Origin of the sequence: Mucilaginibacter paludis DSM 18603, assembly GCF_000166195.2 — a bacterium.
GTDB lineage: Bacteria > Bacteroidota > Bacteroidia > Sphingobacteriales > Sphingobacteriaceae > Mucilaginibacter > Mucilaginibacter paludis.
In genome coordinates, this window is record NZ_CM001403.1 from 7,397,527 (window position 1) to 7,417,947 (window position 20,421).

19 protein-coding genes are annotated in these 20,421 nt (G+C 41.4%); 11 read left to right on the forward strand and 8 right to left on the reverse strand.

Annotation, left to right across the window (positions count from 1 at the left end; genetic code table 11):
• Positions 1-24: 24 nt before the first annotated feature.
• From MUCPA_RS36550 to MUCPA_RS31470, 8 genes are all read left to right on the forward strand, one after another.
• Positions 25-1,782, forward strand: a complete 1,758-nt coding sequence (locus tag MUCPA_RS36550; RefSeq protein ID WP_008512104.1) for an FAD-binding protein — start codon at positions 25-27, stop codon at positions 1,780-1,782.
• Positions 1,775-2,632: a class I SAM-dependent methyltransferase gene (locus MUCPA_RS38735; RefSeq protein ID WP_008512106.1), complete on the forward strand. Its 858-nt coding sequence runs from the start codon at positions 1,775-1,777 to the stop codon at positions 2,630-2,632. Before MUCPA_RS36550 ends, MUCPA_RS38735 begins: the two co-directional genes overlap by 8 nt.
• 2 nt (positions 2,633-2,634) lie before the next feature.
• The gene (locus MUCPA_RS31450) at positions 2,635-3,732 is read left to right on the forward strand and encodes a hypothetical protein (RefSeq protein WP_008512108.1); all 1,098 of its coding nucleotides are present in this window, start codon (positions 2,635-2,637) and stop codon (positions 3,730-3,732) included.
• 292 nt (positions 3,733-4,024) lie between these two features.
• Complete coding sequence (locus MUCPA_RS31455) at positions 4,025-4,897, forward strand: oxidoreductase (RefSeq protein WP_008512110.1); 873 nt, start codon at positions 4,025-4,027, stop codon at positions 4,895-4,897.
• 6 nt (positions 4,898-4,903) lie between these two features.
• Positions 4,904-5,479: a Crp/Fnr family transcriptional regulator gene (locus tag MUCPA_RS31460; protein WP_008512113.1), complete on the forward strand. Its 576-nt coding sequence runs from the start codon at positions 4,904-4,906 to the stop codon at positions 5,477-5,479.
• A gap of 582 nt (positions 5,480-6,061) precedes the next feature.
• Complete coding sequence (locus MUCPA_RS39655) at positions 6,062-6,136, forward strand: hypothetical protein (protein WP_394330574.1); 75 nt, start codon at positions 6,062-6,064, stop codon at positions 6,134-6,136.
• Positions 6,137-6,712: 576 nt separating this feature from the next.
• Positions 6,713-7,201: a c-type cytochrome gene (locus tag MUCPA_RS31465; protein ID WP_008512115.1), complete on the forward strand. Its 489-nt coding sequence runs from the start codon at positions 6,713-6,715 to the stop codon at positions 7,199-7,201.
• Positions 7,202-7,321: 120 nt separating this feature from the next.
• Positions 7,322-7,888, forward strand: a complete 567-nt coding sequence (locus tag MUCPA_RS31470; RefSeq protein WP_008512117.1) for a hypothetical protein — start codon at positions 7,322-7,324, stop codon at positions 7,886-7,888.
• Positions 7,889-8,015: 127 nt separating this feature from the next.
• Here the strand turns inward: MUCPA_RS31470 and MUCPA_RS31475 are convergent, their stop codons facing one another.
• The 6 genes from MUCPA_RS31475 to MUCPA_RS31500 form a co-directional block, all read right to left on the reverse strand.
• A complete protein-coding gene (locus MUCPA_RS31475; protein WP_050982187.1) occupies positions 8,016-10,460 on the reverse strand; it encodes an outer membrane beta-barrel family protein in 2,445 nt (814 codons plus the stop codon).
• 147 nt (positions 10,461-10,607) lie between these two features.
• Entirely contained in the window at positions 10,608-11,414 is an 807-nt protein-coding gene (locus MUCPA_RS31480; RefSeq protein ID WP_008512121.1) for a DUF1570 domain-containing protein, read from the reverse strand.
• 238 nt (positions 11,415-11,652) lie between these two features.
• A complete protein-coding gene (locus MUCPA_RS31485) occupies positions 11,653-12,141 on the reverse strand; it encodes a dual specificity protein phosphatase family protein (protein WP_008512122.1) in 489 nt (162 codons plus the stop codon).
• 54 nt (positions 12,142-12,195) lie between these two features.
• Entirely contained in the window at positions 12,196-13,080 is an 885-nt protein-coding gene (locus tag MUCPA_RS31490) for a diacylglycerol/lipid kinase family protein (protein WP_008512124.1), read from the reverse strand.
• Between the two features lie 16 nt (positions 13,081-13,096).
• Positions 13,097-13,780, reverse strand: a complete 684-nt coding sequence (locus tag MUCPA_RS31495) for an MBL fold metallo-hydrolase (RefSeq protein ID WP_063747594.1) — start codon at positions 13,778-13,780, stop codon at positions 13,097-13,099.
• 383 nt (positions 13,781-14,163) lie between these two features.
• Entirely contained in the window at positions 14,164-14,694 is a 531-nt protein-coding gene (locus tag MUCPA_RS31500; RefSeq protein WP_040626730.1) for a DUF892 family protein, read from the reverse strand.
• A gap of 102 nt (positions 14,695-14,796) precedes the next feature.
• Between MUCPA_RS31500 and accC the strand changes: the two genes are divergently transcribed.
• Together accC and MUCPA_RS31510 are read left to right on the forward strand one after the other, a co-directional pair.
• Positions 14,797-16,281 carry an acetyl-CoA carboxylase biotin carboxylase subunit gene (gene accC / locus MUCPA_RS31505; RefSeq protein WP_008512129.1) on the forward strand — a complete coding sequence of 495 codons (1,485 nt, stop codon included), beginning with the start codon at positions 14,797-14,799 and terminating at the stop codon, positions 16,279-16,281.
• A gap of 232 nt (positions 16,282-16,513) precedes the next feature.
• On the forward strand, positions 16,514-17,098 hold the full coding sequence (locus MUCPA_RS31510) for a riboflavin synthase (RefSeq protein ID WP_008512132.1): 585 nt from the start codon (positions 16,514-16,516) through the stop codon (positions 17,096-17,098).
• Here MUCPA_RS31510 and MUCPA_RS31515 read toward each other — a convergent pair whose 3' ends face one another.
• A complete protein-coding gene (locus MUCPA_RS31515) occupies positions 17,099-17,626 on the reverse strand; it encodes a hypothetical protein (protein ID WP_008512135.1) in 528 nt (175 codons plus the stop codon).
• Positions 17,627-17,785: 159 nt separating this feature from the next.
• A complete protein-coding gene (locus MUCPA_RS36555; RefSeq protein ID WP_008512137.1) occupies positions 17,786-18,928 on the reverse strand; it encodes a GAF domain-containing protein in 1,143 nt (380 codons plus the stop codon).
• Positions 18,929-19,657: 729 nt separating this feature from the next.
• Here MUCPA_RS36555 and MUCPA_RS31530 point away from each other — a divergent pair.
• On the forward strand, positions 19,658-20,410 hold the full coding sequence (locus MUCPA_RS31530; RefSeq protein WP_008512141.1) for a hypothetical protein: 753 nt from the start codon (positions 19,658-19,660) through the stop codon (positions 20,408-20,410).
• Positions 20,411-20,421 lie beyond the last annotated feature (11 nt).

Consider the following 20,421-nt stretch of genomic DNA (forward strand, 5'->3'; position numbering starts at 1 on the left):
ATTAGCCTATTGCCAATACCATCTATGCGCCTAAAACAAAAGCTACCTGTAACCTATCTGCTATTTACTTTTAACGGTCGCTTATCAAAAGGAACTTTTTGGCTGGCTTCGCTGTTTTACTGGTGTACCTTTTATGTGCTGTATAATTTATTATTATTTGCAATAGCCGAGGGTGCAACCTTTATACTCTACCCATTACTATTCTGGATTGTGATAGCTACATCCATTAAGCGCCTGCATGATCAGGGCTATTCGGGCTATTGGCTGTTTACCGTTTTAATACCCGTGCTTGGGCCGGTATGGTTGTTCTGGCGGCTGGGATTTAAGAAAGGTAATTATGCCACAAATCAATACGGCTCCGTGCCCGGCTTGGCACCCGATTATTTGAAAAATGATGACGGTAAAGAAATTCCGCACCTAAAAACCGATGAGCGCATTATTGATGATGTAACCCGGTTAAACCCGGTATTGGTTGCTAAAATAATGCGTCCGGCTTCTGTTGAGGAAGTGTGCGAAATTGTAAAAAATACTACCGGGGCCATCTCCGTAGGTGGTGGTCGTTTCAGTATGGGTGGGCAAACTGCCAGTCCGCACAGTTTGCATATTGATATGCGCGGCATGAATAAAGTTTTGGAGTTTTCCGCGACGGATAAGCTCATCAAAGTACAAACCGGTATCCGCTGGTGCGATATTCAGCAGTATATAGATGAACATCATCTGAGTATTAAAATCATGCAAACCTATGCCAACTTCACGGTTGGTGGCGCATTGAGTGTTAATGCACATGGGCGGTATATGGGTATGGGGCCGGTGGTATTATCCGTCCGCTCTATAAATGTAGTATTAGCCGATGGATCGTTAGTACACGCAACACGCACCGAGAATCAGGAAGTGTTTTTTGGCGCGATAGGAGGGTACAATGGCATCGGTATTATTGTGGAGGCCGAATTGGAACTGGCCGATAACCTGGCCATTAAACGAATTGATAAAAAAATGAAAGTGGAAGAGTATGCCGGGTACTTCTTTAAAACCATACGCGATAATCCACAGGTAGTTTTCCATAATGGCGATATCTACCCACCAAAATATAAACGTTTACGCGCAGTAAGCTGGATAGAAACCACCGAAAAACCGACAGTTAAAACCCGGCTGATGCCATTAAAAGAATCGTATCCGCTGGAGCGATATTTCTTATGGTCATTCACGGAAACTCCGTTGGGTAAATGGCGACGTGAGTTTTTGATAGACCCGCTGATGTTCCGCGGTAAAAAGATACACTGGCGCAACTACGAGGCGGGCTACGATGTAGCAGAGTTAGAGCCACGCTCGCGCAGAGATAGCACCTATGTGTTGCTGGAATACTTTGTACCTGTTGAGCGTTTTGAGGAATTTGAACAGGCGATGGCCGAAATATTTATCCGCTTTAACGTAAACGTATTAAACGTTTCTATTCGCCATGCCAAAGCCGACCCAGGCACTTACCTGGCCTGGGCGCGCGAAGAGGTGTTTGCTTTTGTAGTTTACTACAAGCAACGTACAGACCCGGCCTCCAAACACGCCGTTGCCGTTTGGACGCGTGAGTTGGCCGACGCGGTAACCGCTGTAAACGGCGCTTACTACCTGCCATACCAAGTACACCCAACTGTACAACAGTTTTATAAAGCTTATCCCAACGCTCAAAAACTGTTTGATTTAAAAACCAAATTAGACCCTGACTATAAATTCCGGAACATTTTTTGGGATACTTATTATAAACCATTAAAACCACAAAACAATGGCTAATACATCCGAATTTAAAGCAGTATTTAATGATACCAAATGGAGCGATGATTTTTACCGCTTTTTGCAGGTGATATTTCATTTATATCCCGAGGATAAATTCCATCAACTGATAAAAGAAGAAACCGCTGCCGGCAAAACCGACGAGGAGATTTATAAAGCTGTGCAAAGCAAGCTTAAAAGCATAAAGCCATTTTTATCAGAATTAACTTATGCATTGCCGGCGCTTAAAAAACAAAAAAAGGAAATAGTTAGGCAAACGCTGGAATTATTGGGCGATGTAAAACAGATTAATGGTTATGCCGAGATCGGTTCTACAGGCCGCTATATCAGTCAGCTTAGAAAACAAACCAAAGTTACCGGGCCTATATATCTTATTAATGATTTGGCATCAACCAACTCACCGGGCGATATTATGGAACGCGGTCAATTAGGTAAGTTGGGCACTTTTGTGGATATTGATGGTTATGAATCTATCGCCAGTTCAATTATCCCCGATGCCAGCCTGGATGTGGTTACCTGCTACATTGGTTTGCACCATTGCCCGGTAGCTAAACTTGATGGTTTTGTAAAATCAATCAAGCGTATCCTGCGGCATGGCGGTTCATTTGTTATTCGCGATCATGATGTTAAAACGCCCGGAATGGCCACTTTTGTTTCTTTGGTGCACACGGTATTTAATGTGGGATTGAATGAGACCTGGGAATTTGAAGCCAAAGATTTTAAAAACTTTAAACCGGCAGATGAATGGGCGGCTATGATAGAGCAGGCCGGTTTTAAAGATGCCGGTAAACGCATACTACAGGATAAAGATCCATCAGATAATACCTTAATGCTGTTTACCAAAATATAAGCATGAGAAGGCTAAGGATACTGACATTCATTGCGCTGCTACTGGCTATCATAACGTTTGTTGTTAAAAACCGGAAGCCGTCTACCGTGCCAGCCGGGAAGGGCTTGTTGGTTGATAAAGCGTGGCTGGTAACCAATCAGCATCCATTAACACCACAGGCAGCTATACGCCCGCCTGATCAAACTTTTCTGACTTATCCCGAATGGTTCCTTGTGTTTAGTCCGGCCGAACAGGCAGATTACTTTAAAACCCGCACCTCAACCACATTTCCGTACCTAAAGCATGTCGACCAGCTATGGGGCGGTTATGGTATAATGTACCATCAGATCAAAGGTAATTTTGCTTTCAATACCGGCTACCACGTCATGATATGGGTAATTGCAGGCAGTACAACGGTTGAGTACGGCATCAAATCATTTTACGAGACCATTGTTGGCCGGGTAACCGATACCAGGCCCGGTGAAGAAATGACAGCCGAGGATCAGTTTAACGCCCGTTATGAGCACAGCTACGTGAAATTTATTGAAGCTTTGCCATGGTACCAGTACGATTTTAACCATCAGCTTAAAGCGTTGTGGAGCAATACCTCCTTATCCGGTCCGCATTTGCTGCGTAAACTGGAAAGGCGCTATTATTTAACCACCGAATTATTAATTAAAAGCGGTTATGGCTGGCTGATTGGCCTCGGCACTAAATCGGCTTACGAAACAGCCTCGCTGCAAACAGCAGTAGTGATGGATAAGCTGCCTGCTGGGCAGGATACTACCGGTTTTGTGCATCAAATAAAAATATTGCCAAACGGTACGATCCTGGCCAATTTACCCCGTTATGCCGAATTTAATAACGCGGTTAGCAAGCTGGCTAAACATGGTGTTGGCTTTACGGAGATAGCCGGAAATAAAGGCGCTATTATGCTTACTGTTTTAACCGATAAGTATTTAAATGTAACCGGCAATTATAAAATATTATTCACTCAGCCTGTTTTTACCAAACCAGGTTTAAACAGGGTTGCTGTAGTAACAACAGTAAAAAACTTAGCTACAGTTTTAAATACTTTTATAACTGATAACGTGACGATTGAGCATGTGTATGACTATTGATATCAACTGTCTTTCAATAGGATGAAAAAGAGATAGCGTTAAAACTACTTCGGGAGCTCGAAGTGATTTTTGCAGGTTTTAGTTTATGAGGAAAAAGGCTGTTTGGCCGAGAAGTATTTGGTTATTAAATAAGTATTTGAAAATAGGTAAATTAATATCTGTTGTTTTTTTGAGTCCTGCTCACCTTTGCCATCCATCATATTAGGCTGATTTTGCACTATTGAACGCTTTTACAGCTGATTAAAAAATTCTGCAAGTTTGATTTGGATAGTTGCTTTTTGCCAAATGACAAATGGTTGCAGTGTTTAAATTTGGAGTTTTGCCTTATTCAATTATTTATAATAATACAGAAATGGCAAAAATAGCATTAATTACAGGCGCATCGTCAGGGATCGGCAGGGCTACAGCAATCTATCTGGCGCAAAATGGTTACATAGTATATGGTGCAGCTCGTCGGGTTGATAAATTAGAAACGTTGAAAGAATATGGCATCAAACACCTATTATTGGATGTGACCAACGACGAAAGTATTACTCATTGTGTAAATAAGATTTTAGGTGATTCAGGAAGTATTGACATACTGGTTAATGCAGCTGGTCTCGGTTCGTATGGTGCGTTGGAAGATGTACCCATGGCAGAGGCAAAAAATCAATTAGAAATTAACCTTTTTGGTGCAGCAAGGTTAATCCAGCTTGTATTGCCAGGTATGCGGAAGAATAATTATGGAAAGATCATTAATATATCTTCCATCGGCGGTAAAGTGGGTTTGCCGATGGGTAGCTGGTATCATGCCAGTAAATTTGCAATAGAAGGTTTAAGCGATTCGCTGCGTAACGAAATAAGGCAGTTCGGCATAGACGTTATTGTGATTGAGCCGGGTGGCACCAAGTCCGAAATGATGAGTATCGGCGGTGATGACCTCATGCGTGTTTCAGGCCATACGGCTTATCGTAAATTTGCTGAGGCATTAATCAAATCCTATGCGAAAATGGAAAAGGATTCGTCAGAACCCATTGTGATTGCCAAACTGATTAAAGAAGGGATTGAAGCAAAAAAACCTAAAACACGATACGTTGGTGGCGCTATGGCAAAACCAATGTTGTTTTTGCGAAAGGTATTGTCAGACCAGCTCTTTGACAAATTGCTAATGAGCCAGATGAAATAAAGCAAAATGGAACAGCTGATTAATTATTTATTGCAGTTTGGGCATTTTAATCAACAACAAATTGAGCTGATTAGAAGTAAATTCACCTCAAAGACGATTAAAAAAGATGAGTATTACCATGAAGCCGGAAAAGTAGTCCGGGAAGTAATCTTCCTGACGGAAGGTATCATGCGTGTATGTTATTACAGCAATAAGGGCGACGAGGTTACCAAGTACTTTTTTGAAGAAAATTGCTTTATCGCGGATATGAATAGCTTGGATCTGGGTATTCCGGCAGTTGAGTACATACAGGCTGTTACAGATTGTACGTACCTGGTGATATCAAAAAGTGGATTAGAAGAACTGTCGATGACGATTATTGGCTGGGATCAAATCGTAGCTAAAATAACTTTTAAAGGTATGGCTGATAAAGTTAACCGGATTAGCCCGATGATGGTGGATGATGCAAAGGAACGGTATTTGAAGTTTTTAGATAGTTTTCCGGTACTGGCCAATAGGGTACCGCTTTCTTATCTTGCTTCTTACCTGGGTATCACCCAATCCTCACTGAGCAGAATACGCAGGAAAATCACGGAGAAATAAAGGCATAAAAACTTGTGTAGCGTATTCAAAGAATCTCCCGGATACCACTATCATGATTTGCTATCATTTCTATAAGCTTGTCTGAAGAATTAAACACTTTATTTCCGTTGGTAAATGTTTGTTTGTACCATAAGTTATGGTACAAACAAATTGTTTCAAAAACCACGATCTATCGTGGGGACCAAATAGAGGGTACTATTGTATGATTTTAATTGTATATACTTGTAAGTAAATTATTTATAAAATATGTGCGGCCTATCTAATCTACTATTCCACCTATCAAGCCTGATGATAACTTTATATTGGCTCCAACTCAATTGCAAATACACTGTATTCGCAATTGGGAATGTGCGATAAAATTGCCGGAATAATTCTATCTACCGCTTCGAGAATCCGCTACGGCATTTTGGTTCTAATTGATCAGCACTAAATTTAGTGAGGTAATTGCCATAATCTGCACGGGCTTTTCTTTGTTATTCTTCTTCGAAAATGCGTTATTCTATTTGCCAATACATTAACGTACGCTCCTGATCAACCAACCTGATCTCCTTGGGCTTAGCATCAGATGTGCCAGCTTACTTAGTGCGCTGCCGTTCCGGCAAAGGTGGCCATTTATGGCTATTTTTCGAAACCGCTTATGAAGCATTCAGGAAGTAAAAAGATATTTTGAAGATATATTTTTAGTTAATCCTAAAGGTCCTGAACCTTAGACTGCGCGGAGAGCAGAAATGATTCTCTATGAAGTATCAGCGAGGTTGCTGATCCTGCGGAGAAAGGAATTTTAAAATTCTTTAACAGACCAAGATACGCACATAAAAAAAATAGTGTTAATTGATCGTCAAGACAATATAGGTTTAAGGTGTAATTTAACAGGGGAGGGGATTTGAAGGGGGGCGATTTGTTTGGTTAGGTTTAAAGTAATGGTGCTGGGTAATCTTTTGCAGATTACTCAAATGTCTTCAACACCGCAAGCCTTGCTTGTGGCCATCATGCCAAATAACCAGCGCGTCTATGCACGCTTTTGCCCAATGCTCACGCACGCCTGTGGCGTGTGTCTTTAACAGATCATCTATTTCACTACTGCTGCATACTTTAAGCTCGTTTAACTTAATAGTAATTTGTTATGTTAATTTATACTTATTACAAATTACTGTATCGCATATTTATTACAATGTATTCCGGTAATTTTAAAGGCATTTTTTTACTTTAGCATGATAAAACACTTTAGTCATCATGATCCATTATAAAAAACTATTTGTAACCATCTGCTTGAGTGGTACGGTTGTTTTTGCAGCAACTGCATCTATGCAAAACGAACCTGAAAAACCTCAATGGAAAAACTTGAAGGTATTACCTAAAAACATCAGTAAAGAAGATCTGGACAAGGTAATGGACGAGTGGAAAGAGGCTTTAGGCGTACGGTGCGGATTTTGCCATGCCCGTAACGAAGAAACTAAGAGAACTGATTTTGCGAGCGACGCCAAGCCGGAAAAGGAAATGGCGCGTAAAATGATGACCATGACGGCCAAGATCAATAAAAAATATTTTAAGGCTGATAAAAATGAGAAAGAAATGGTGGAAGCTATTTCTTGCTATACCTGCCATCATGGTGCTGCCCATCCGGATGCCACACCTGCTCCTCGCGAGCACAGAGGCCCGGGAGGTCCTGGAGCAAACGGGCAACTACTGCCGCCGCCACCGCCAACACCGCCGTCAAATTAACAATTTGATAAAGTATGTTTGGCATATAGTTTTAGGATAGCATGTGCCTGAAAATCTATAAACCGTACCTGGTTAACAATCAGGCACGGTTTTGCTGTTTAATAAGGATGATTAGCATCAATGGAAGAAGATGACGAGTACTTACCGCCGGTAAATTATATCGAGAGCATCAGGAAGGGGAAATTGGTTTACGCTAAAGACCGGTGGTTCCAATTCAATCGCTTAATGATGTATTTCTTTTTGATATCAATGCTATCAGGATCGCTGTATGCCGCCATTGAAGAAATTCCAAATCGCGAATATTCACCCTTGTTCTTTGTAGTGTTCGTTGATCCTTTTATCGTAATTAGCCTTGTATTGTTAAATACCCTTGTAAAAGTTAAAGGAAAAAAGAAACTCGAAAACAAGGAAGATGTAATGAATACCCTGCATCATTTTTATGATGGATTAACCTTTATGGCCAGTAGAACTGACGTAATAAGGGATATCAAGCGACCTGACATTAGCGGTTTTGGTTGGTGCATCACAGTTATCCTGAAAGATGATGAGGTTTATTTCCATAAAGTTACCACAACAAGTCGTTCCCCGGTTTCACCGATAGCCGTAATACCTAATTACTTGAAATGTAAAAAGATAGCCAGGTATTTTCAAGAGCTACAAAACAATAAGCCGGTAGCTGACGAGTGACAGGCCTGTGTTACTGGTTTTAAAGCACATCCAAGTTGTGCAGGTGCAAACGTTCTTCTTACTTTGATAGCAAAATGGTTACTAAATTATGAAATTCATTTAGTTGAGGGCTGAACCGTGCTTATCATTATAGGCTAACTTCCGGCGGTGGTACATCTTTTTTCTGCTTTTTGCTTGCTGTATTGCGCCCAACCTTGGTAAAGTTGTAGCTTACCGATAGGCTATAGTTGCGGTTGTTTTGCATGTAATAATCTTGCCGGTTAAAAGTTTGGCCCTGGGTAAATGTTGTGCTGCTGCCTTGCCCGGTTGGGTTAATGGCGGTTAACCTTATGCGCACCTTGTTTTTGTAAACGGATTTCCGGATGGCAAAACTGGAGCTGAGCGAACCTTTGCTGCGGCCCTGGGCCGACGAGTTGGTGTAGTAGTTAAGGTTACTCTCAAAAGCTAACTGCTTCGGCATATCAATTTGAATGCCTGCCTTGCTTTGGAAGGTGATGCCGTTACGGTTTAGCGCGCTGTTATTATTGCTGTGATAAGCTATGCGGCCCACCGTAGCACCACCACTTACATTGATTTTTTTGGCTACATGGTAGTTGCCGTACAGGTTAATGGTATTGTAACTGCTGGTACCCAGGTTATCATAAGTGCTTTGGTAGGCTAATGATGATATAGGCGTTGTAATACGCTCAATAATATGGCTTGTATTGGCTATGCCGATCCGCGGATAAAAAGCCCAGTTTTTGCCGAAGAGGCTAAAGCTAAAATCAACTTGCTGTGTATAGGCCGGCGCCAGGTTGGGGTTACCGAAAGAGATGTTTGGATTGCTTGCGTTGGTAATAACCTGCGGGTTTAGCGAGTTGGGCGAAGGCCTGACAATACGCCCGCTGTAGCTGATGCCGATGGTGTAGTTGCTGAACGTTTTGTTAATAGAAAGGTTGGGGAAGAGGTTTATATAGGGCTTAATATGATATTGATCAGGCAGGGATGATACGTTAAAATTAATATCCGTTAATTCGCTGCGGCCACCTATCCTGAACGACCATTTCTTTTGCGTTCTGATACTTAAGCTGGCGTAACCGCCATAAATATGCTCGTTATAAATAAACTGGTTGGTAAGCTGCAAATCTTGCAGGTACATCTGGTTGGCAAAATTAAAATCCTGCACAACCTGGTTGTTATCGCTGGTGCGGATGTTTGCCGATAAGCCAAAATCAGCCGTGTTTTTTGATTTGCCCAGTGGTTTATCATAATCAACCTTAACCTGTAAGGCGCGGCCCGCAGCGTATACACCGTACGTTTGGTTGAGCGGTAATATGCCGTTAATGGGTAAGCCGTTGGCATCAAGGGTATAACTTTGGGCAAGCCTGTCGGTATTGGCGCTGTTGCCGCTATAAGTGGCGCTGGCTTCTAACTGATCGCCACCCGGAATTTTCCAGGTATAGTCAGCATCAAAAACGTAATTGAACGAATGATTATGGTTGTTGTTATTTTGATTACGTAAGCTGGTTTCAATATTATTCTCATCAAGGTAATAGTAATCACTTGCCGATGCTCCGTTGGATTTATTGATATTAAAATTAGTTGTGAGCCGCAAGTTTTGGGTAGTGTCAATATCCCAGTTAACGCTTTCGCGGATGTTGTGCCCAAAATTGAGTCCATTGTTGCTGGAGTATTGATTGCGGTAATAATTGGTATCGGCTAAAAAATTATCGCTAAGCGATGAGCCGGTGCTGCTTCTTTCACTCTCGCCAAAAGCGTAACTTGATGTTAACGACAATGATTTGGTGCGGTAGGCCACATAACTGTTGATGTTATAATTGCCCAAGGTACCGCCGTTTAATGATAATGTTCCGTTTAAGCCAACCTTATAACCCTTTTTTAACACAATATTGATAATGCCTTCACCATCTGCCGAGTACTTTACAGGCGGGTTGGTCATTACTTCAATCTTCTCTATCGCTTCGGATGGCAGCACGTTCAAAAGGTCGGCAATGTTGGATGTCATATAATCGGACGGTTTGCCATCTATAAAAATGCGGGTACTTCGCTTGCCTGCAATGGTGGCGTTGCCGTTGATATCTACATTTACCATAGGCACATTTTTTAAAATATCGGTAGCGGTGCTTCCTTCCGATTGAAGGCTCTGGCTTACGTTGTAGGTAATCTGGTCGGCGCCAAACTCAACGGCGGCTTTCTTTTCGCTAATGGTAACCTCGTTTAACGAACTACTATTCTTTTTGAGTTTAATAATGCCCAGGTAAGCATCCGGATGCTCGGCGGTAATCTCAATGTCGTCAACTACCTGTTTTTCAAAACCGATATAGCTAATACGTAGTCCGTATTTGCCATAAGGCAGGCCCGTAAGTTTAAATATACCGCCGTTGCTGCTGGTATTGCTTCTAATAATATCATCGCTGCCCTGCATAAAAATAGCCACACCAGCAAAATCAATCATTTCGCCGGTTGTAGGGTCGGATATTTTACCGCTTACAGATCCATTATTGTTTTGTGCAAAACCCTTAAGGGATATTAAAACCGTAAAAAAGAAGATGAGTGAGTAATTTTTTTTCAATAGTGCCGATGTTGATGGTAAAAACAAAGGCCACTTAATATTGCAGTGCCTTTTTTATTCGTTCAGACTATTGAAATGCGGAAAGGATTAACGGGGAATTGATATTTTTTACAAAGATATTTAAGAAACGGTGCTGAAATCACGTGTTCAGTCGCTGCTATAAGCTGACTGCTTAGAATAGAAATCAAAAAATCTGCCTTCAAACTTGCTTTGGCTGCCATATATTTTATTGATAGCGGCGTAACTGCTATTGCCCTCTTTTAACAAGATCATTAAACGCTGCAGGTTATCAATATTATCTTCGGCCAAAAAGTAAATAAGGCAGTAGGCTACGGTGTACAGGTATTCGCGTTTTTCGGCATTAAACCAGTCCTCGTTTTTATAATTGAAAAAGTCTTCGAGGCTAAATGTCCTGTCACTTATCCGCCCCTTAAGTAGTTTAATATAGTGGGTTTGTTTTACATAAAAAACTTCGTCTTTATTACTTATCACCATCCTGCCGAACAGTGTTGCAATACCTTCGTTCAACCATTTTGGCGCATTATTTAAATTACGATATAAAATAGCGTGGCTGGTTTCGTGCAACAGGATATTCATGTAGTTTTCCGTTTTATACAGGTAGATCTGTTTGTTCTCGCCCGAATAAAAGCCGTCGATAAAAGTAGTGTGGATGTTTTCGTTCTGCACCTGCTTATACTCGCTCTTCCTGCCGTATAAGTTAATTTTTACCGTTACGGTATCATTCATGCTGGTATTGAAAATTACGTTATAAAAATGTCCTTCAAATTTCCCAATCTTGTTCATGGTGGCCCTGTTATCATCGCTCATGCTGCAATGAATGGTATTCACATCAAAGTTTTGAGCCCATAGTGGCTGGCCACCCAGTATAAAGGCTATGATAAAAATTAAGCAAAAAACGTTTAGAGGGTTGGGGTTCAAATTCAATGTGCTCATGGTAAGCTAAAGTAACATTATTTTGGTACTTTGCGCTTTTGTTGGGCCGTTTTGGCAAAATTGGCAATTGAAAATCGAGGCTATAAGAAAGCGGACAGCAGTGGAGTAACTTGCGCCATGTCAATGATAGAAGGTTGGTTGTCGTTAAGTCACAGTTGTTAATAACCGGGCAGAAATGCCGGATTTTGACTGAAAACTCCGGATTAAGTACGCTCTATTTAACAACTGTGATGAGTATTTAAGCAAAATTTTTCCGGCAGTAAATTTCAAATTCTTTCAGCCTTTCAATTTGCCCGGGCTTAGGGTTTACAAACGGCCTAACACTTTTTACCAATGCTAATGCATCTGGCAGGGTAGTACCAATTTTGATAAGATAGGCCAGTGCCATGGTTGGACCACGGCCCAGGCCCTGTCTGCAGTGTACGTAGGCCTTGCCGCCGTGTTTAATTTCGTCGTCAATAAAGGTGGCACCGGTTAGAAGATCGTCTAACGGGGGCGGGGTGTTATCCACGGTAGGCAGGTGCAGGTATTTAAAGCCTTTATACCGGGAGTTGCTGTAAACCGAATGAATGCGCATGTTCACTATCGCGGTAACGCCCAGTTTTTTTAATTTTTTTAAGCCTATCTTGTTGTATTGGCTCCCCAGAAACAGGTTGGCGGTTATTTGGCTGCGTTTTAATGTTGGTAAGCCGAATATTACCCGGTGCAGGTTATCAACCACTTTCATCACGAAAATTGTTATGATAACCCAAATACTTCTAATTTTGTCCCACATAAAGTTTTAATGGTTCTCTGCTACTAAAATCTTCAATACCCCCGGTATTATTTTAATTGATATTGTTTCAGCTTGTTGCTCGCTATCATCGCATATGTAACTGGTTGGCTGCCCCAGCGTAATGTTAACCTCTTTACAGCGCCAATGTTTTAACACTTCAGATTCGGTTTGAAAAAGCATCGTTCCGGCCACGCGTAATAACGATGTTAAATCGGTATTGTTCATCACAATCACATCCAGATAGCTGTCTGTTACATTGATATCCGGCAGAAAAGTAAAATCGCTGATGCCAATATTCCCAGCATTGGTAACAGTTAACGCTACGCCTTCTTCGGTAAATTCTTTCCCGTCTATCAATAGCTTAAATTGCGTAGGCTCCGATTGTACAAGGGTTTGAATAGCCGAAATGCCGTAGGCCAGCTGCCCAAAGCTGTTCTTTAAATCGCGGCTGGTTTGCAATATCATATCAGCCATAATCCCCAGGTTTACGCGGAGTAAAAAAGGAGTATCGTTAGCCATCCCCATATCAATGCCAATCACTTTAGTTTGGCCGCCTGCAATTAACCTGATAGCCTCTATAGCTTGCTGTGGAATCCCAAGTTCCTTTGACATCACGTTGGCCGTTCCTCCCGGGATAATGGCCATGGGCGTATCGCAGCCATACAACGCACGCGCAACTTCGGCAATGCTTCCATCTCCGCCATAAATAACAATAAGTTGGGTTTTGCCAATAAGCGACCGGGCAATGTCAAACGCTTCCCTATCTGGCGTGGTTACGCTTACCTCCCAATGAATATCCGTATCAATAAGCACGGTATTGAGGTAGGAGAGGATAGGCTCTTCTTTTCCCGCTGCCGGGTTGATGATGACATGGATATGGTTAAACTGCATGGATTTGAAGTTTGGTTTATAGATTAAACTTAAAGACGATTTCTGTTTCGGCCGAAACCCGGCCACCCAATGGCTGGTGGAACTGAATGCCCTGCGCCTCAAAGTGTTTTACATAGTTTTGATGCCGCTGTTTTAAAAAAAAGCTTTTACCAAAGCCATCATGTACGGGCAATATATGTTTTGGCTGTATAGTATCGGCAAATTGCGCTACTTGCAGCTCATTACAAAAAGGCGCCATAATTGGCAGGATCAGCAATTCAATGTTTTTAATTTGGTATAAAGAAGAATCTAACGAATCGACGGCATGCAATATAGTGTTATTAATAATGAAACCGGTCATCTCGGGGATGAGGTTGTCTAACAGCGGCATATGTATTACTGGCATGGCCTTAAACGCCATACCGCCAAAATTCCGGGTGCCTTCCGTCAATAATTCGGCCCCTATGCCTTGTTTTTCTAAAGCATCGGCAACCTGATTGTTGGTAAAAACAGGCGCCCCGCTTAGTTCTATAATCTTTTTTAAATGATCCATGTCCAGATGGTCCGGATGGATATGGGTAATGATGATGGCCGATACATCTGCAAATTCTTCGGGCTTTACCAGTCCTTCGGCAAAGGTGTAATTGCCCGGATCCATCAGTAACTTAAAACCATCCTGTTCAAAAACCAGGCACGAATGAATGTATTTAGTGATCTTCATTTTAATGATTTTGTTGATTTTATAAAGAATAAAAACGCTGATTTGTTTGTGGGCATCCGCCCCTATATTACGGCAAAAACATAATACTCCGCTACGGCTGCTGTTTTGATTTGTAAAAAAGCAATTATTATCAATATAAATCAAATAGTAATCAGCATTCAACATGCTATTGTAAAATGGTATTGTCTTTCATGGTACTATGGAGCGTTGCGGTTTGCTGAAGCAGCTTTGGCAAAAAAAGGGGGGGGCGGCAGGTAGCCCGTATAGTCTGCCGTTTAGCGAGTACGTCCAGGTTGACGTAAATTAAAGCCATTATAGTAATAGCGGCTTAAGGCCGGATTAAACTACGAATAATATGTTTCTTTTAAACCCTTACCTGATTTTCAGGAAATGTATTCCTTGGATATCAGCTCGAAAATCAATTTAGTGTTCATGGCTGATTGTATGTTTTGATTAAGCAGGGTTGATACATCGGGGTTGTTGAGCGATGCAGCAATATCTTTCAAAATATTAAAACTGGTTATCTCGATGCTCTCAATAATACGGAGATGGGTAAGTATAGACATATCGATAAAAAGGGGCGATTTGTTTTCTGCGTGGCTTGCCAGGTGAGCTTCTAAGGTGATGGATTTAATGCCCATGCACTTTTCTTCAGCGTATACCATGTTAAAATTGCTGTAGATTACATCCATGCGCAAAATTTGCATTTTGATGTTATCGATGCCTTCCAGTATGGCATTTTTCAGTTCAGGAAAAGAGGCCTTGGCCGATAAACCAGGCAGTACACTCAGCAGGTGGCTTTTTGAACAATAGATGTTTCCTAACTGACCCAGAAATAAATTGGTCAGGGCTTCTTCGTCGAGTTTGAGATGCCCGTTAAACAGGCGCATCAAATGTTTGGAATGATCAGGCATGGCAGATGAGCTAACTTGTGGACATCTATAACTCTTAAACGATGATTTTGTTTTCGTTTTATCATTCTTTTTGTTTCGGTACAAAAAGTTACATTTGTTTTGATGAAGAAATTATTGGTGGCCAACCGTGGCGAAATAGCCCTTAGGGTAATGCGCTCGGCGCGCGAGATGGGTATCAAAACCGTAGCTGTATATTCTGACGCCGACCGTAATGCGTTGCATGTGCGTTATGCTGACGAAGCGGTTCACATCGGCGATTCGCCATCAAACCAATCGTACCTGGTGGGTAGTAAAATAATTGAAGCCTGCAGGCAAACCGGGGCCGAAGCTATACACCCCGGCTACGGGTTTTTATCAGAAAATGCGGCCTTTGCGCGTATGGTTCGCGAGGCTGGTTTAATATTGGTTGGGCCTTCGCCCGAGGCTATGGAGGTAATGGGTAATAAGCTATCGGCAAAAGCCGCTGCCTTAAAATATCATATCCCTATGGTGCCCGGTACAGAAGAAGCTATTACCGATGTAAACGACGCCCGTGACCGTGCTGTTGAAGTTGGCTTCCCTATACTCATCAAAGCCGCCGCTGGTGGGGGGGGTAAGGGCATGCGTATTGTTGAAAACGTAGACGAATTTGAAGAGCAGATGCAATTGGCCGTATCCGAAGCCACATCCGCCTTTGGCGATGGATCGGTATTTATAGAGCGCTACGTATCATCGCCGCGGCACATAGAAATACAGGTATTGGGCGATACGCATGGCAATATTGTGCACCTGTTTGAGCGCGATTGTTCTGTACAGCGCCGTCATCAAAAGGTGATTGAAGAGGCGCCATCAAGCGTGCTAACACCTGAAATAAGGCAGCAAATGGGTAAGTGCGCCGTTGATGTGGCTCGGTCTGTTAATTATACCGGGGCAGGCACTGTGGAGTTTATTATGGATGATGACCTGAATTTCTATTTCCTGGAAATGAACACCCGTTTACAGGTGGAACATCCCGTATCCGAACTGATTACCGGGATTGACCTGGTAAAAGAGCAGATCAATATAGCCCGCGGCGAAGCCCTGAGTTTTAAGCAGGAAGATTTGCATATCAGCGGCCACGCTATAGAGCTCCGGGTTTACGCCGAAGATCCGGCAAATGATTTTCTTCCGGATATTGGTACTTTGCAAACGTATAAAACGCCTAAAGGCCCAGGAGTAAGGGTTGATGATGGTTTTGAGCAGGGAATGGAGATACCGATATACTACGACCCGATGATAGCCAAATTGATTACCTATGGTAGCAACAGGAAGGAAGCTATTGAACGGATGATCAGGGCTATCGACGAATACCAGATCACCGGAATTACCACCACGCTGGCCTTCGGCAAATTTGTAATGCAGCACCAAGCTTTTACATCGGGCAGGTTTGATACTCATTTCGTAAAAAAATATTTTATCCCTGAAGTATTGAATACCGGGAGAGAGGATGAGGCTCAAATAGCAGCTTTAATTATGGAAAAGTTATTATCCTCGGGTAAACAAATAGCTACCCCGGCAGAGGCTATCGGAGGAAAGTCGGCCTGGGTTAAAAATAGGAAGGGGTTTTAGTAAGCCTTTGCAGGCACACCTGTAAATTCAATACTACCTGGATTGTTGGTATTATGTATGATGTTCCGGTTTCTCTTCTGTAGTTGTTTTTTTAATGGGCAAGTTGTAACCATGCCTGTAAATCTAAAAATGGGCGTAATGTAAAACTTGTGATTAAAAAAATACGCTATAGAAATTATAATTAGTTTTGAGAACAGAAACTTTGGGCTAATTGGCCCGATAACACAGAGCTATGTTTACAGGAATAATAGAAACCTTAGGTACAGTAACTGATTTAAAGCACAATCAGGGTAATCTACATATTACAGTGGCGTCTGCAATCTCAACCGAGTTGAAGATAGATCAGTCGGTAGCGCATAACGGAGTTTGTTTAACCGTTGTTGCACTGGCAGATGGCGGGCATACCGTAACCGCTATTGAAGAAACACTGAGCAAAACAAATATCGGTGATTTTAAAATTGGCGATCTGGTGAACCTCGAACGGTGTATGCAAATGAATGCCCGGCTTGATGGCCATATTGTACAGGGGCATGTAGACCAAACAGCTGTTTGCACTGCCTATAAGGTGCTTGAAGGCAGCTGGGAGTACACCTTTGAGTATGATGGCAGCACAGGGAACGTAACCGTAGAAAAAGGATCTATCTGCGTGAACGGCATTAGTCTTACAGTAGTAAATTCGGGCACCAACTATTTTTCGGTAGCTATTATACCTTATACCTGGGAGCATACCAACCTGCAACAAGTTCGCGAGGGATCAAAAGTAAACCTCGAATTTGATATTATAGGTAAATATGTTGCGCGTTTAATGCAGCGTTAATCAATAATCACTGTAAGTTATCTTGGTTAACTTACCACTATCGCTCAAGTCGTATTCTAAAAATTGATCGGTAGTTGAGTCATCGCTCGTAACGTCTAATAAAGCGGTTTTGTTTTGGATTTTGAACTTAGGCAATTGCGCTTGAGTATTACCTATTGAATTATACTTGTGCGTACTGGCCAAACCAACCTTGTACTTATGCGATGTGATTTCAAAGTTAGTGAGTTTGTTATGCACAAAGTAAAATTTGGCGCCGTTATAATTTAATACCGTTCCTTGTTTATAATGAGCCTGCGATGAGTAAGGCCCAATTTGTTTTGGTTGCCCTAAAGCTTTAATTAAAGCGGTTTGCGAAGCGCCGATCTTAACAGAGCTTTTGCCTGTTGGCAATTTTATTTCGAGTTCGGCAACTTCAACGCTGTCTTTTGGCTTCAACAGTTTTTTGCTTATGAAAAATCCAGATGTTAAAATGACTACAATAATTAAAGTGATGAATAATGCCGATTTTTTTCTGTAGTTTTTCTTCATAGCTGTAATTTTTAAACCTGTTTCTGTAACATCTAATTCATTAGATATAAAATTAACGAAAGGTTTAAAAATCAACAAGTAATAAAATTGATACTCATCACAATAACTGCTTTTTTATATTCTGCTGCAGCTTTTTTGACTTTTAAAACAGATAACTTGTTAAAATAGCTTAGGTGTGTTCTTCTCGCTCAATTCGTGTGTGTTTACATGGGTTACAATTTCATGTATTTTTTCGTCGAGCTTGCTGATGGCACTTTCCAGCAACTGTAGATATTCAACCGGGGGTTGATAGCCCTCCTCCCTGATCAGGTTCATCATGCCCATAATAGAGGTGAGCGGCCCCCTGTATTCGTGTGATTGGATATAGGCGATATTAATCAAAGATTGGTTTTGCGCTATTATTTTTTGCTCGTACCTTTTACGTTCGGTTACATTGCGGATGCTGTATGATACACCTATTACATCGTTATCATTGTTCCACGCGGGTTCAAAATTGGCTTCCCACCAAATTTCGCCATGTTCGCCGTAGTCTGTATACCCTTCCGCATACCCCTTTTCACCGGCGAGGGCCAGGTTGTACTTTTCGGTAAAAGTTTCAACAAAGGCTGGGGCAAGGTAAATGGTGAACAAATCGCCACGTTTTACTTTGGTAGCGTGTATTCTCCTTATAAAATTGTAGGCGGATTTGTTGTAGTCTAAAATTTCGCCTTTTCTGCCCAGCAGAACGTGGAAATTGGCAGAACTTTCAAAAAAAGCGCGCAACCTAATTTCGGCATTCTGGATAGTTTGTTTTTGCTCATAGGCTTCCATCTTAGTTTTCTTAAGCATGTCGTAGCTTAACTTGAGCTCCATGATATTGATGGCTTGTTTTGCAAGCATCTTCAGCATGAGTTGCTGATGATTATCCAGAGTGTTTGGCTGTTCGCCCATCACGCATAGCGTTCCTATATTTACTCCTTCTCTGGTGGTGAGCGGAAAGCCGGCATAAAAGCGGATAACTGAGCCGTTCAAGATTATCGGATGATTGGCAAAACGTCCGTCTGCCAGTGTGTCATTAACTACGGTTAAATCTCCGTGTTGTAGGGTATGTGTACAAAACGCGATATCCAGCGGTATACTTTCGCTGCTGGTGCCTTCACTTACTTTAATCCATTGCTTATGATCGTCAAGCAAACTTACCAGGGCGATAGCTGTTTCGCAGATTTGGGAAGCCATGATCAGCAATTCTCGCAATTCGTCATCAATTTGCCAATTGAAGTGTTCAAATTGTTTAACTGCAAGTAAACGAACAGCTTCATTCATAATATCCCGGCGAAATAATTAATCACAATAAATTGATATGGCAGAAAAAACGATAATATTTTTGAAATTTTATGTATAAAAGCAGTCCATTATGAAGATGGCTTTCTGTGTAACTTTTACATATATTTTGGCTAATATATGCCAAAATTTTAAAATGGTGATAATTAAACATTAATAATGTTAATCAAATTTCCCCTATTGTCAGCCTCGAAAATGTTGTTTCAATGGCTTCGTTTTCTTTTTAGTTTAAATTGATATTTTGTATTAGCAGTTAATGCTGACATAAATTTGATTAACGTAGCAGGCAAGAGATTCAGTAAAAACACCTCACTTAAATTCACCATTTGTTAAAACATTAAGCTCAAATATGTTGGGGAATTGTGGGTAAATAATTCCCCGTTACTATATAAGTGCCAACATAAATCTTTGATCAAACCTCATCTGATTTAACAAACTAATGTTGATTTGTTGTTAAAGGCTCAATTTGAAATTCGAATCTCAACTTTGTTTTTTGTTGGCTGCTAAGGTGCCCGGTTTGTTGAGGTATCTATTACTACATCTTGATAGCTATGGTATTTAGTTTTGGTGAAAACCATAGTGAGTCAACCAAACTTCAGGAGTTTTTATTTTTCTTACTGTCGTTACATTTTGCGGCGGAGCAGAAACAGCGCAATTGGTATGCCTTTATTTTGTATTTTGGCAAAGTTATTGCCTTACAGATTAAAGTACATGCCCAAGTCGTTACATATCCGCATACTTGAATATTTGCATCAAAGCAATGCAATTGAGGCTATGGTGGATATTAAGTCTGCTTTTGAAAGCGAATTGGATACATCACAGAAGCGTAGGGCATTAAATACGGAATTGGATTTTTTGTTACGCGAAAAGTTGGTAGAAAGTAAGGGGAAATTTGATTTTTTAGCATGGGAACTGGTAACGGGTTTGTATCCGCTGGATAATAAAAAGATAGAAATGCGCCTTACCAGCCAGGGAGAAACTTACCTCGCCTTAAAAGAGATTGTTGTAAAGCACGACCAGTTGCCGGCTCCAATATTGCCGATGCGCCGTGTAACAGCAACGAATAACGAAAATGATAATATGACTGTAACTAACTCGCCATTAACTAATGCTTTACCTAACTATGAGGATGATAGTACTGTGTACGATGGTACTCGTTTGGGTAATGAGCAGCCCAAGGCGGCAACTGCCCGGGTAGTAAAACTACAGTCAATTTTGGATATGCCTCCCGGTCCTGTTAATTTGAAATCCTTCAGAGCAAACGTTGCGGCTAAGAACGAAAATATGCCGGTGTACTTTAATACCGAAAATACGCCGTTTGCCGACCTGGAAATTATTAACTTAAACCCCGAGCCCCCTAAAAAGCTAAGTACAGCTACCATTTTAAAGTGGTTGGTTGCCGTAATTGGTTTTATACTTTTAGTTATGCTTTATAATGCATATCAAAGGCATGTGTCTGGTTAAAACACAGCTGT